Below are 13,328 nucleotides of genomic sequence, written 5' to 3' on the forward strand. Positions count from 1 at the left end.
GGATAATTTTACTGATTTTATCTCTCTTCTCACATAATTTTCTAATCTGGTCATAAATCCACTGGCGATAGCGCTTCACGCTCGTTAATCTGACATGATTCGTTGGAAGTATTACAGAGAGAGACATTATGAAGGATTCATCCATTCGTATCGCGATTGCGGGCTCAGGTGGCCGTATGGGGCGTCAGCTGATTCAGGCCGTTGATCAAACTGAAGGCGCGGTATTGGGCGCAGCGCTGGAGCGCGCCGGCTCATCCCTGGTCGGGACTGATGCGGGTGAACTGGCCGGATTGGGAAAAACGGGCGTGTTGGTCAACGATAGTCTGGAGGCCGTCCGTGATGACTTTGATATTTTGATCGATTTTACTCGTCCAGAAGGCACGCTGGCGCATCTGGCCTTTTGTCGTCAGCATCGTAAGGCCATGATTATCGGCACAACGGGCTTCGATGATGAAGGTAAAGCGGCTATTGCACAGGCATCTCAGGATATCGGCATTGTGTTCGCGGCCAACTTCAGCGTGGGTGTCAACGTTATGCTGAAGCTGTTGGAGAAAGCGGCCAAAGTCATGGGCGACTACACTGATATTGAGATCGTTGAAGCGCACCATCGGCATAAAGTGGATGCGCCTTCAGGTACGGCGCTGGCGATGGGCGAGGTAATTGCCGGTGCGTTGGGACGCGATCTGAAAACGTGCGCGGTGTATGCGCGCGAAGGCCATACCGGCGAACGCGATCCAAAAAGTATTGGTTTTGCCTCTGTCCGGGCGGGCGATATCGTTGGCGAACATACGGCAATGTTTGCTGATATCGGTGAACGCATCGAGATTACCCATAAGGCTTCCAGTCGCATGACTTTTGCAAATGGTGCGGTAAGGGCGGCTATTTGGATAAGTGATGTAAAAAATGGTCTTTTTGATATGAGGGATGTGCTTTCCCTTGATGATTTATAATAAGATTTTTTATTTTTTATAATTCATAACTAAATGATAAAAGTAACGATTTCTATCGTTACTTTTATTAATTGGGTTATTGATTCGGCATCGTGTTATAGTTCTTTTTTTAGCTGATTTTATTCGTTTTTCATGTCTGATTTACCCGCTCTGAACCAACAAACAGACGATGTTGGTTGATTATCACCCATATTTTAACAATGTCGGTTAGCAACCGTTTACTTAGCCTAGTTGATATCTCTTTTTAAGGTCGTGAGCGGTTATTCACGGTAGAAAGCATAAAAAGGTGAGAAAAAAGACGGTTGGAGTAGACAAGTTGGCAGGCCATCATTAAAATGCGCCCAATTTGCCAAAAATTTACCTTACAGGTGGTTTTTGCATTGATTTAGATCGGTGAATCTGAATTAATATGCAAATAACATGATTGTTTATTCCTTGGAGGGTGTTTTGATTAAGTCAGCGCTATTGGTTCTGGAAGACGGAACCCAATTCCACGGTCGGGCCATTGGGGCAGAAGGAACGGCAGTGGGGGAAGTGGTCTTCAATACGTCGATGACCGGTTATCAAGAAATCCTTACTGATCCTTCCTATTCCCGCCAGATTGTCACTCTCACTTATCCCCATATTGGTAATGTCGGCACCAATGCCAGCGACGAAGAATCACCTTCCGTACATGCTCAGGGCCTTGTTATTCGTGACCTGCCGCTGATTGCCAGTAACTACCGTAGTGAAGAAACCCTGTCTGATTACCTCAAGCGCAACAATATCGTGGCCATCGCCGATATCGATACCCGCAAGCTGACCCGTTTACTGCGTGAAAAAGGCGCTCAGAACGGCTGCATTATCGCGGGCGATACGCCGGATGCGGCACTGGCGCTGGAAAAAGCCAAGGCGTTTCCCGGGCTGAAAGATATGGATTTGGCAAAAGAAGTAACCACGGCGGAAAGCTATAGCTGGTTGCAAGGTAGCTGGACGTTGGAGGGCGATTTACCCGAAGCTAAGCAGGAAAGCGAACTGCCTTTCCATGTGGTCGCTTATGACTATGGCGTGAAGCGCAATATCCTGCGTCTGCTGGTGGACAGAGGATGCCGTCTGACGGTCGTTCCGGCGCAAACCTCCGCGGAAGACGTGCTGAAGCTTAACCCGGACGGCATTTTCCTGTCTAACGGTCCGGGGGATCCGGCGCCTTGTGATTATGCGATCCGCGCGATTAAAACCTTCCTGGATACGGACATCCCGGTCTTCGGTATCTGCCTCGGTCACCAACTGCTGGCGCTGGCAAGCGGCGCCCGGACGATCAAAATGAAATTGGGTCACCACGGCGGCAACCACCCGGTAAAAGATCTGGATAACAATCGCGTGATGATTACCGCGCAGAACCACGGTTTTGCGGTTGATGAAAATAACCTGCCTGACACGCTGCGCGTAACGCACAAATCATTGTTTGACCATACGGTTCAGGGTATTCATCGCACCGATAAACCGGCTTTCAGTTTTCAGGGGCACCCGGAAGCCAGCCCCGGCCCGCACGATGCGGCGCCCTTTTTCGACCACTTTATTGAATTGATTCAGACCTACCGTTCTTCAGCGAAATAATCAGGAGCGAGAAAATGCCAAAACGTACAGATATTAAAAGCATCCTGATTCTGGGCGCCGGTCCGATTGTTATCGGTCAGGCGTGTGAATTTGACTACTCTGGCGCACAGGCGTGTAAAGCGCTGCGTGAAGAGGGATACCGCGTCATTCTGGTGAACTCCAACCCGGCCACCATTATGACCGACCCGGAAATGGCCGATGCGACCTACATTGAGCCGATTCATTGGGAAGTGGTGCGTAAAATCATCGAGAAAGAGCGTCCGGATGCGGTGCTGCCGACCATGGGCGGTCAGACGGCGCTGAACTGCGCGCTGGAGCTGGAACGTCAGGGCGTACTGGCCGAATTTGGCGTCACGATGATTGGCGCTACCGCGGATGCGATCGATAAAGCCGAAGACCGCCGTCGTTTTGACGTCGCGATGAAGAAAATTGGCCTGGATACGGCGCGCTCCGGTATTGCACATAATATGGAAGAAGCGCTGGCCGTGGCGGCAGACGTGGGCTTCCCCTGTATTATCCGCCCTTCCTTTACCATGGGCGGCACCGGGGGGGGCATTGCTTACAACCGCGAAGAGTTTGAAGAGATTTGCGAGCGCGGTCTGGATCTTTCCCCCACCAAAGAACTGCTGATCGACGAATCCCTGATCGGTTGGAAAGAGTATGAAATGGAAGTGGTTCGCGACAAGAACGACAACTGTATCATCGTCTGTTCTATCGAGAACTTCGATGCCATGGGGATTCATACCGGTGACTCCATCACGGTTGCGCCGGCGCAAACCCTGACTGACAAAGAATATCAAATCATGCGTAACGCCTCGATGGCGGTACTGCGTGAAATCGGGGTGGAAACCGGCGGTTCGAACGTCCAGTTCTCGGTGAACCCGAAAAATGGTCGTCTGATCGTTATCGAAATGAACCCGCGAGTTTCTCGTTCTTCCGCACTGGCTTCTAAAGCAACGGGTTTCCCGATTGCAAAAATCGCCGCCAAGCTGGCGGTGGGGTATACGCTTGATGAACTGATGAATGACATCACCGGCGGTCGCACTCCGGCGTCGTTTGAACCGTCCATCGACTATGTCGTGACGAAGATCCCGCGTTTTAACTTCGAAAAATTCGCCGGTGCCAATGACCGGTTGACCACGCAGATGAAATCCGTGGGCGAAGTGATGGCGATTGGCCGCACGCAGCAGGAATCATTACAGAAAGCGCTGCGCGGGCTGGAAGTCGGCGCTACCGGTTTTGATCCGAAAGTCGATTTGGACGATCCGGAAGCGCTGACCAAAATCCGTCGTGAACTGAAAGATGCTGGCGCCGAGCGTATCTGGTATATCGCCGATGCATTCCGTGCGGGAATGTCTGTCGATGGCGTGTTTAACCTTACGAATATTGATCGCTGGTTCCTGGTGCAGATTGAAGAACTGGTGCGCCTGGAAGAGCAGGTAGCGGAAAAAGGCGTGACCGCGCTGGATGCTGACTTCCTGCGTCTGCTGAAGCGTAAAGGCTTTGCCGATGCGCGTCTGGCGCAACTGGCCGGCGTCGCCGAAAGTGAAATTCGTAAGCTGCGCGACAAGTTTGACCTGCATCCGGTTTACAAGCGCGTGGATACCTGTGCGGCTGAATTTGCCACCGATACCGCCTATATGTATTCCACTTATGAAGATGAGTGTGAAGCCAATCCGAGCCAGGATCGTGACAAGATTATGGTGCTGGGCGGTGGTCCAAACCGTATCGGTCAGGGTATTGAATTCGATTACTGCTGTGTGCATGCCTCGCTGGCGCTGCGTGAAGACGGTTATGAAACCATCATGGTTAACTGTAACCCCGAAACCGTATCCACCGACTACGATACGTCCGATCGCCTGTACTTTGAACCGGTGACGCTGGAAGACGTGCTGGAAATCGTTCGTATCGAAAAACCGAAAGGCGTGATCGTACAGTACGGCGGTCAGACGCCGCTGAAGCTGGCTCGTGCGCTTGAAGCGGCGGGTGTCCCGGTGATTGGCACCAGCCCGGATGCGATTGACCGCGCTGAAGACCGTGAGCGTTTCCAACAGGCGGTAAACCGTCTGGGGCTGAAACAACCGGCGAACGCCACCGTGGCGGCGATTGAACAGGCGGTGGAAAAGGCGCGCGATATCGGTTATCCGTTGGTGGTGCGTCCTTCTTATGTACTGGGCGGCCGCGCCATGGAAATCGTTTACGACGAAATCGACCTGCGCCGTTATTTCCAGACCGCCGTCAGCGTCTCCAACGACGCGCCGGTATTGCTGGACCGTTTCCTTGATGACGCGATTGAAGTCGATGTGGATGCCATCTGTGACGGTGAGCGCGTATTGATTGGCGGCATTATGGAGCACATTGAGCAGGCAGGCGTTCACTCCGGCGATTCAGCCTGTTCTCTGCCAGCCTATACGTTGAGCAAGGAAATTCAGGATGTGATGCGTCAGCAGGTTGAAAAGCTGGCATTCGAGCTTGGCGTGCGTGGTCTGATGAACGTACAGTTCGCGGTTAAAAACAATGAAGTCTATCTGATTGAAGTTAACCCGCGAGCGGCGCGTACCGTTCCGTTTGTCTCTAAAGCGACGGGTGTGCCGTTGGCGAAAGTGGCGGCTCGCGTGATGGCAGGACAAACGCTGGCTGAGCAAGGCGTAACGCAAGAAGTCATCCCGCCGTATTATTCGGTGAAAGAAGTGGTGCTGCCGTTTAACAAATTCCCTGGCGTTGACCCGATCCTGGGGCCAGAGATGCGTTCGACCGGTGAAGTGATGGGCGTAGGCCGTACCTTTGCCGAAGCCTTCGCCAAAGCGATGCTGGGCAGCAATTCGCAGATGAAGAAATCCGGTCGTGCGCTGCTGTCGGTGCGTGAAGGCGACAAAGCGCGCGTGGTGGATTTGGCCGCTAAATTGCTGAAGCACGGTTTTGAGCTGGATGCGACGCACGGCACGGCGGTTGAGCTGGGTGAAGCTGGTATTAATCCTCGTCTGGTGAACAAGGTGCATGAAGGTCGTCCACACATTCAGGATCGTATCAAAAATGGTGAATATACCTATATCGTCAACACCACGGCAGGACGTCAGGCGATTGAGGATTCCAAACTGATTCGCCGCAGCGCGTTGCAGTACAAGGTCCACTACGATACGACTATGAACGGCGGCTTTGCCACGGCAATGTCCCTGACGGCGGATCCGACGGAGCGCGTGACGTCCGTCCAGGAAATGCACGCCATGATTAAAGGCTGATTCACGCCGTCGTAGGCATTACGGCAGAACCCATAGTATAAAAGCCAGCGTTTATCACAAACGCTGGCTTTTTTCTTTCCGGGAGGGGTTATCCCAGCGCAACTTTGATGCCCAGCGCGATCAAAACGGTTCCCAGCAGTTTATCCACCAGCTTCTGAATTTTCGCCAGCACCTGACGTACCGGGCCACTCTGGAAAATAATCACCAGCAACGGCCACCAGATTACGGCTAAGACCCAGATAATCATGGCATACCACAACTTTTCACCGACGCCGGAGTTAACGCTCAGCACCTGGGTGAACATCGCCAGAAAGAACAGCGTCGCCTTTGGGTTCAGCAGATTGCATAAGTAACCCTGCCAAAAGGCTTTCTTCATGCTGACGCGTTGTTTCGCTAAATTCGAGACATCCATTTTACTCCCGCCACGGGACAACAGGGCCTGAATCCCTACCCAGATCAGATAGGCCGCCCCGGCATACTTCAGCAAGTTGAACAGCCACGGCGTGGTGGTAATCACCACCGCCAGCCCTGCCACGCAGTAAGCCATGTGCGTGGCCACCCCGCAGATAACGCCGCATGCTGTCATCAGTGCCTCGATGCGTGGATAGCGGGCAGCATTTTTGATCACCAGAAAAAAGTCAGGGCCGGGAGAAAGCATACCCAGCGTGGCAATCGTAGCGACAAATAACGACGTTTCTAACATGATGTGTTCCAGATGGAGAAAATAGAAGGAATAACCGGGTAGAATGATAACGCCAGAATCATTAATTGGCATCTTCATTATTGGCTATTCGTTCGCAATGTGCTAACAAGTTTCCTTTCTTTGCTTGTGGTCGTTTTTTCTTGGGTTGGGGTTGGGATAACATCATGGTGAGTGAAACAACACAGCAACGGGAAATTACCCGGCTGTGTATTCAGTGTGCGCTTTTGCTGTTACAGCACGGCGCCGAAAGTATGGTTGTGGAGCAGCTATCTTCCCGCCTGGGGGTGGCATTGGGCGCAGATAGCGTTGAAAGTTCGATCTCGGCGAACGCCATTGTGCTGACAACCATTATGCATGGGCATTGCCTGACATCTACACGCAAGAATGTGGATCGCGGCATCAATATGCATGTGGTCATTGAGGTGCAGCATGCGGTGATCATGGCCGAGCATAAATTGCTGGATGTTGAAGGGGTCGAGAAAAGGCTTTCGCATATCAGGCCGCTCCGCTACCCGCGCTGGCTGATGGTGTCTATCGTTGCGCTTTCCTGCGGTTGTTTCAGCCGATTGAATGGCGGCGGATGGGATGCTTTTGTTGTGACGATGATTGCCAGCGGTCTGGCGATGTACGTCCGACAGGTGTTTACCGCCCGGCACCTAAATCCATTGATTAACTTTTGTATTACGGCATTTGTCGCCACATCGGCTTCCGGGCTGTTGATGCGACTGCCCGTCTTTCAGCATACCTCCGGCGTTGCGATGGCGGCGAGCGTCTTGCTGCTGGTACCGGGGTTTCCGTTAATTAACGCGGTTGCCGACATGTTTAAAGGCCATGTGAACACCGGTCTGGCCCGTTGGACGGTCGCCAGCCTGTTGACGCTGTCGACCTGTATTGGCGTGATAATGGCGCTGTCGCTGTGGGGGCTACGCGGATGGGCTTATTAAGTCTGTTGTGGGCGCTGTTGCAGGATATGGCGCTGGCTGCGGTTCCCGCTCTGGGGTTTGCCATGGTGTTTAATGTGCCGATCAAAGCGCTACGTTATTGCGCGCTGCTTGGGGCGTTGGGGCATGGCGTACGTTTTCTGGCGATCCATTTCGGTATGAATATTGAATGGGCGTCATTTCTGGCGGCGATCATGATCGGCATCATCGGTATTCGCTGGTCGCGATGGCTATTGGCGCACCCGAAGGTATTTACGGTTGCCGCGGTGATCCCGATGTTTCCTGGTATTTCGGCCTATACGGCGATGATCTCGGTCGTGGAAATTTCGCATCTTGGCTATAGTGAAGAACTGATGCGCGTCATGATGACCAATTTCCTGAAGGCCAGCTTCATTGTGGGGGCGCTGTCTATCGGGCTGTCGTTGCCGGGGATATGGCTGTATCGCAAACGCCCGGGCGTCTAGCCTGAATCGGAGCTCTCTTATATTGTGGATCAGGCGGGTATCTGTATCGACGAGTGAAAGGGCTTTCCGTATAGTGTCAGCAATTTTCCGACCTACAGGGTTTCACCATGGTTATTAGTTTGATTGCTGCATTGGCAGTAGATCGCGTGATCGGCATGGAAAATGCCATGCCGTGGCATTTACCGGCCGATTTGGCGTGGTTTAAGCGCAATACATTAGATAAGCCGATCGTCATGGGGCGCAATACTTTCCGCTCTATTGGTCAGCCGTTGCCGGGCAGACACAATGTCGTCGTCAGTAAACACCCAGGTGACGACGATCGCGTGACCTGGGTCGCTTCGCTGGAAGACGCCTTGACCGCGGCAGGCGAGGTGGAAGAAGTGATGATCATTGGCGGCGGCAGTATCTACCAGCAGATGCTTCCCAGGGCCAATCGTCTGTACCTGACCCACATTGATGCCGAAGTGGAAGGCGATACGCATTTCCCCGATTACGAGCCTGACGAGTGGCTGTCTACTTTCAGCGAGTTCCATGATGCTGATGAACGTAATTCACACAGCTACTGTTTTGAGATTTTAGAGCGCCGCTAGTCTCTGGTTTTCTCCGCACTGATGTTTGGACCCGCTATTGATGGCGGGTTTTTTTGAGCCTGACTTCCCTTTGCCGATCGGCTTATTGTGGCTCATTCATTCCCGGACCTGCTACGGTTCGACAAGTCACACTATCGTCATACCTCATCGGTAATATGCGCATTCAAGCGGTGGATCTACCGAATCTGAATTTTTAACCGAGGAAGCGGCATTGATGACCAACAGGAATCACAATTTAAATGCCGATCGCCTGATTGAACCCAGGCGTCGGGAATTACCGGCTGGCGGCATGGAAATAGCGGGTCTGGCAGGCGTGCTTGGCGGTATCTGGTCTGCCCCGGCGGATAACGGCGGGCAGGATAAGCAATGTAAGGCAGATTCCCCCACGCCACCGCAATGAATTAATTACAGGGCTGGCGATAGGGGAATAAAAAACGCCGGGAGCGTTTTTCAACATCTATCCGGCTATGACGGATTTTTGCGTGAAGTAGCGTTTGTCTTCCCAGCGCAACATGGTCAGCTCGCCTCCCCAGCAACATCCGGTATCCAGCGCATAGATGTTCTCTGGCGTGCCTTTCCCTTCCAGCGAGGCCCAGTGTCCGAAAGCGATGGCGTATTCTCCGGCGATTTTCCCCGGTAGATCAAACCAGGGTTTCAGCAGGGAAGGCGCCTGACCGGGAGGCTCTTTGCAGAGCATGTCCAACTGGCCGCCAGAGAAGCAATAGCGCATGCGGGTAAAGACATTTGTACTGAAGCGTAAGCGAGGGAGGCCGCTGAGTTCAGGGAGCCAGTGATTTGGCATATCGCCATACATAGCATCCAGAAACAAAGGGTAGCTATCGCTACTCAGAATGGATTCGACTTCACGGGCACACATTTTCGCGGTAGCCAGATCCCATTGTGGGGTAATGCCGGCATGCGCCATCACCAGCTTTAAATCTTCATCAACCTGCAAGAGCGGTTGTTTACGCAGCCAGTTAATCAGTACGTCTGCATCCGGCGCGGCCAGCAATGGCGCCAGGCGATCTTTCGGCTTACTGCGGCTGATGCCGGCATACACGGCCAGTAAATGCAAATCGTGATTACCCAGAACAAGACGGACGGCAGGGCCAAGTGAACGAATAAAACGCAACACGCCCAGCGAGTCCGGTCCGCGTGCCACCAGATCGCCGGTCAACCACAGCGTGTCTTGCTCGGGATGAAAAGAAACTTGCGCCAATAGCGCCTGAAGTTCAACTAAACAGCCGTGAACATCGCCAACTAAATAGGTAGACATAATTAATGTATCAGTGAGGGAATTGCCAGACGAAATACAGGGATGCTGACCTGAAATGTATCGCCTTGATGATCGATCATCTGGTAGTGACCTTCCATTGTTCCCAGCGGGGTTTCCAGCACCGTACCGCTGGTATACTGGAATTCACTGCCGGGTTGTATCAGGGGCTGCTCGCCGACCACGCCTTCGCCTTGAACTTCCGTCTGACGGCCGTTGGCGTTGGTAATGAGCCAGTAGCGGCCCAGTAAGCGCACCGGATGTCGCCCCAGATTGCGGACGGTAATCGTATAGGCAAAGATAAAACGTTCTTCATCAGGCTGTGACTGTGATTCGACGTAGAAACTTTGAACCTGTACACAAACTCGGGGCGCATTAATCATCACAACGACTCCAGTTATTCCTGTGTTGCAGGATGCTCGGTCAGCCAGTTTGCCAACCGGCAGTATTGCTCAACGGTAACGTTTTCTGCCCGGCAGCCCGGATCAACGCCAAGTTCAGTCAGCTGTTCCGGAGTAAAGAGATTACCCAGGCTGTTACGCAGTGTTTTACGACGTTGATTAAAGGCTTCTGTCGTGATTCGGCTTAACACGCGAATGTCGTTCACCGGATGAGGAACCTGAGCGTGAGGAACCAGACGCACCACGGCGGAATCCACTTTGGGCGCCGGTTTGAACGCCGTAGGCGGTACTTCCAGCACCGGAATGATCTGACAGTAGTATTGCGCCATCACGCTCAAACGACCGTAAGCCTTGCTGTTAGGCCCGGCAACCAGACGGTTAACCACTTCTTTCTGTAACATAAAATGCATGTCACGGATAGACTGAGTATAGCTGAACAGATGGAACATCAGCGGCGTTGAAATATTATACGGTAAATTGCCAAATACCCGCAGCGGCTGTCCAGCTTGCTCCGCCAGAACCGAAAAATCAATCGTCATCGCGTCCTGTTGAATGATGGTCAGCTTGTCTTTCAGCGTCGGATGCGTTTCTAGTCTGGCCGCCAGATCTCTGTCCAGTTCAATCACCGTAAAGCGATCGATACGTTCGCCAACCGGAGCCGTCAGCGCGCCAAGACCGGGGCCGATCTCTACAATCGCCTGTCCGGATTGCGGATGAATGGCTGAAACAATACTGTCGATCACGAAATGATCGCTTAAAAAGTTTTGCCCAAAGCGTTTACGGGCGAAGTGACCTTGGTGTACTCGATTATTCATTAATGTGTTGTGTCATTTTAATGGCAAGATTTAATGCCGTGGTAAAGCTGCCGTGATCGGCACGGCCGGTCGCAGCCAGCTCCAGGGCCGTACCATGATCGACCGACGTTCGGATAAACGGCAGCCCCAACGTGATATTGACCGCACGCCCAAATCCCTGATATTTCAGAACCGGCAGGCCCTGATCGTGATACATCGCCAGTACCGCATCAGCATGTTGCAAATACTTGGGCTGGAAGAGCGTATCCGCAGGCAGCGGGCCCACCAGCGTAATACCTTGCTGGCGCAGTTCGTCCAACGCCGGCGTAATGATATCCAGTTCTTCCCGGCCCATATGGCCGCCTTCGCCGGCATGCGGATTCAAGCCGCAAACGTAGATCTGTGGCTGGGCGAGTCCAAACCTGGTCTGTAGATCGCGATGCAAAATCGTGATGACTTCATGCAGACTTTGCCGGGTGATCGCGCCGGATACTTCAGATAACGGCAGATGGGTGGTGGCCAACGCTACCCGCAATTCCTCTGTTGCCAACATCATGACAACCCGATCGCAAGCGCTACGGTCGGCGAAAAATTCGGTATGGCCGCTGAAGGGAACACCGGCATCGTTAATAATGCCTTTATGCACGGGGCCGGTAACCAGAGCGGCAAATTCTCCACTCAGGCAGCCGTCGCATGCTCGCGCCAGCGTCTCGACAACATAAGCGCTATTGCTGACATTAAGCTGGCCTGCCATCACCGTTGCCGGCGTCGCAAAGGGCAGAATGGTTAAACTTCCCGCCTGTTGTGGCTTCGCCGGTTGTTCTTGCTGGTAGTGGCGTAAGGTTAACGGCAAATTCAACCGTAGCGCGCGGCTCAACAACAGATCGGGATCGGCGCACACCACCAGTTCAACCGGCCATGACTGTTGTGCCAGCGCAATAACCAAATCGGGACCAATCCCGGCAGGTTCGCCGGGGGTGATCGCAATGCGTGGGATACCGGTCTCAGTCTGCATCAGTCTGCGCCATTGATGATTTTCACGTAAGACGCGGCACGCTGTTCCTGCATCCAGGTTTGCGCCTCTTCGGCGAATTTACGGTTAAAGATCATACGGTATGCCTGTTCTTTCTGCGCCGCATCGGTTTTATCAACCTGACGGGTATCCAGCAACTGGATCAGATGCCAGCCAAAAGAAGAATGAATGGGTTGGCTGATTTCGCCTTTTTTCAGTTTCAACAAGGCATCACGGAATGCGGGATCGTACATATCCGGAGACGCCCAGCCGAGATCGCCGCCCTGATTGGCCGAGCCGGGATCCTGCGAAAGCTGTCTGGCCTGGGTAGCGAAATCCGTCGTACCATTCCTGATCTGCTGTACAACGTCTTCCAGCCTGGCTTGTGCCTGGCTGTCGGTCATTACAACCGAAGGTTTCAACAAAATATGGCGTGCGTGCGTTTCAGTGACCGAAACCGTTTTATCGCTGCCGCGAATGTCGTTAACCCGCAGAATATGGAAACCAACGCCAGAACGAATCGGGCCGACGATCTGGCCTTTTTGCGCCTGAGTCAATCGGTCTGCAAACAGGGTAGGGATTTCCTGTAGCTTGCCCCATCCCATTTGTCCGCCTTGCAGCGCCTGGGAATCCGCAGAGTAGGTCATCGCCAGTTTACCGAAATCGGCGCCTTCATTGATTTGTTTTACCAGTGAGGCGGCCAGATTTTCCGCCTCATCCACCTGCTGCTGGCTGGGGTTTTCCGACAGTGGAATCAGGATATGGCTCAGGTTTAATTCAGCGTCTTCGCCGGTCTGGTTGGCAATCTGCTTGGCCAGCGCATCGACTTCCTGTGGTAAAACCGTCACCCGGCGACGGACTTCATTGTTGCGCACTTCCGCAATCAGCATCTCTTTACGGATCTGGTTACGGTAAGTGTTGTAGTTCAGTCCTTCGTACGCCAACTGACTTCTTAATTGATCAACTGACATACGGTTCTGGGCCGCAATGTTGCCAATAGCCTGATCCAACTGTTCATCCGTAATCTGGATGCCCATCTTCTGCGCCATTTGCAGAATGATGTTATCCATGATCAGCCGATCGGTAATTTGATGGCGCAATGTGGCGTCATCCGGCAATTGCTGCCCCGCCTGTTGCGCATTCAGTTTCACCGACTGCAAGAGGCTGTTTACATCACTTTCCAACACGACGCTGTTATCCACCACCGCCGCGACTTTATCAACCACCTGTGGTGCTGCGAACGCGGTAGAGGCACTCAGTGCCAATCCGAGAATAAGCGTTCTCCAGTTATTCATACCTTTCCCATTATCTCATCCGCAAGGCGGGTTAAAAGTTTCGTTGATACAACCTGTCTGCACTACTGCC

Annotated in this window: 13 protein-coding genes; 7 read left to right on the top strand and 6 right to left on the bottom strand. The window is 52.9% G+C overall.

Going from position 1 to position 13,328, the window contains the following annotated elements:
- Positions 1 to 128 precede the first annotated feature (128 nt).
- The 3 genes from dapB to carB all read left to right on the top strand — a co-directional run bounded on the left by dapB (position 129) and on the right by carB (position 5,785).
- Positions 129 to 950 carry a 4-hydroxy-tetrahydrodipicolinate reductase gene (dapB, locus tag B4923_RS00640; RefSeq protein ID WP_109052423.1) on the top strand — a complete coding sequence of 274 codons (822 nt, stop codon included), beginning with the start codon at positions 129 to 131 and terminating at the stop codon, positions 948 to 950.
- Between the two features lie 447 nt (positions 951 to 1,397).
- Positions 1,398 to 2,546 carry a glutamine-hydrolyzing carbamoyl-phosphate synthase small subunit gene (carA, locus tag B4923_RS00645; protein WP_109052668.1) on the top strand — a complete coding sequence of 383 codons (1,149 nt, stop codon included), beginning with the start codon at positions 1,398 to 1,400 and terminating at the stop codon, positions 2,544 to 2,546.
- 14 nt (positions 2,547 to 2,560) lie between these two features.
- Positions 2,561 to 5,785 (top strand): carbamoyl-phosphate synthase large subunit, encoded by a 3,225-nt coding sequence (gene carB, locus B4923_RS00650; protein ID WP_109052424.1) that lies wholly within the window; start codon positions 2,561 to 2,563, stop codon positions 5,783 to 5,785.
- Positions 5,786 to 5,873: 88 nt separating this feature from the next.
- Here carB and B4923_RS00655 read toward each other — a convergent pair whose 3' ends face one another.
- Entirely contained in the window at positions 5,874 to 6,488 is a 615-nt protein-coding gene (locus B4923_RS00655) for a LysE family transporter (RefSeq protein ID WP_109052669.1), read from the bottom strand.
- 164 nt (positions 6,489 to 6,652) lie between these two features.
- Between B4923_RS00655 and B4923_RS00660 the strand changes: the two genes are divergently transcribed.
- The 4 genes from B4923_RS00660 to B4923_RS00675 all read left to right on the top strand — a co-directional run bounded on the left by B4923_RS00660 (position 6,653) and on the right by B4923_RS00675 (position 8,883).
- Complete coding sequence (locus B4923_RS00660; protein ID WP_109052425.1) at positions 6,653 to 7,432, top strand: threonine/serine exporter family protein; 780 nt, start codon at positions 6,653 to 6,655, stop codon at positions 7,430 to 7,432.
- On the top strand, positions 7,420 to 7,893 hold the full coding sequence (locus tag B4923_RS00665) for a threonine/serine exporter (protein ID WP_109052426.1): 474 nt from the start codon (positions 7,420 to 7,422) through the stop codon (positions 7,891 to 7,893). Before B4923_RS00660 ends, B4923_RS00665 begins: the two co-directional genes overlap by 13 nt.
- A 107-nt stretch (positions 7,894 to 8,000) precedes the next feature.
- On the top strand, positions 8,001 to 8,483 hold the full coding sequence (gene folA, locus B4923_RS00670; protein ID WP_109052427.1) for a type 3 dihydrofolate reductase: 483 nt from the start codon (positions 8,001 to 8,003) through the stop codon (positions 8,481 to 8,483).
- Positions 8,484 to 8,697: 214 nt separating this feature from the next.
- Positions 8,698 to 8,883, top strand: coding sequence for a hypothetical protein (locus tag B4923_RS00675; protein ID WP_109052428.1), 186 nt, complete (start codon positions 8,698 to 8,700; stop codon positions 8,881 to 8,883).
- A gap of 57 nt (positions 8,884 to 8,940) precedes the next feature.
- Here the strand turns inward: B4923_RS00675 and apaH are convergent, their stop codons facing one another.
- Genes apaH through surA form a run of 5 tightly spaced genes read right to left on the bottom strand, consistent with a single transcriptional unit; the run spans position 8,941 to position 13,258 of the window.
- Positions 8,941 to 9,759, bottom strand: coding sequence for a bis(5'-nucleosyl)-tetraphosphatase (symmetrical) ApaH (gene apaH, locus B4923_RS00680; protein ID WP_109052429.1), 819 nt, complete (start codon positions 9,757 to 9,759; stop codon positions 8,941 to 8,943).
- A 2-nt stretch (positions 9,760 to 9,761) separates the two neighbouring features.
- Positions 9,762 to 10,139 (bottom strand): Co2+/Mg2+ efflux protein ApaG, encoded by a 378-nt coding sequence (apaG, locus tag B4923_RS00685; RefSeq protein ID WP_109052430.1) that lies wholly within the window; start codon positions 10,137 to 10,139, stop codon positions 9,762 to 9,764.
- A 14-nt stretch (positions 10,140 to 10,153) separates the two neighbouring features.
- The gene (gene rsmA / locus B4923_RS00690; RefSeq protein WP_109052431.1) at positions 10,154 to 10,972 is read right to left on the bottom strand and encodes a 16S rRNA (adenine(1518)-N(6)/adenine(1519)-N(6))-dimethyltransferase RsmA; all 819 of its coding nucleotides are present in this window, start codon (positions 10,970 to 10,972) and stop codon (positions 10,154 to 10,156) included.
- Positions 10,965 to 11,966: a 4-hydroxythreonine-4-phosphate dehydrogenase PdxA gene (gene pdxA / locus B4923_RS00695; RefSeq protein WP_109052432.1), complete on the bottom strand. Its 1,002-nt coding sequence runs from the start codon at positions 11,964 to 11,966 to the stop codon at positions 10,965 to 10,967. Before pdxA ends, rsmA begins: the two co-directional genes overlap by 8 nt.
- The gene (gene surA, locus B4923_RS00700; RefSeq protein ID WP_109052433.1) at positions 11,966 to 13,258 is read right to left on the bottom strand and encodes a peptidylprolyl isomerase SurA; all 1,293 of its coding nucleotides are present in this window, start codon (positions 13,256 to 13,258) and stop codon (positions 11,966 to 11,968) included. The genes pdxA and surA overlap by 1 nt, the downstream gene beginning before the upstream one ends.
- Positions 13,259 to 13,328: the final 70 nt, after the last annotated feature.

The organism is Brenneria roseae subsp. americana (genome assembly GCF_003115815.1).
Classification (GTDB): domain Bacteria; phylum Pseudomonadota; class Gammaproteobacteria; order Enterobacterales; family Enterobacteriaceae; genus Brenneria; species Brenneria roseae.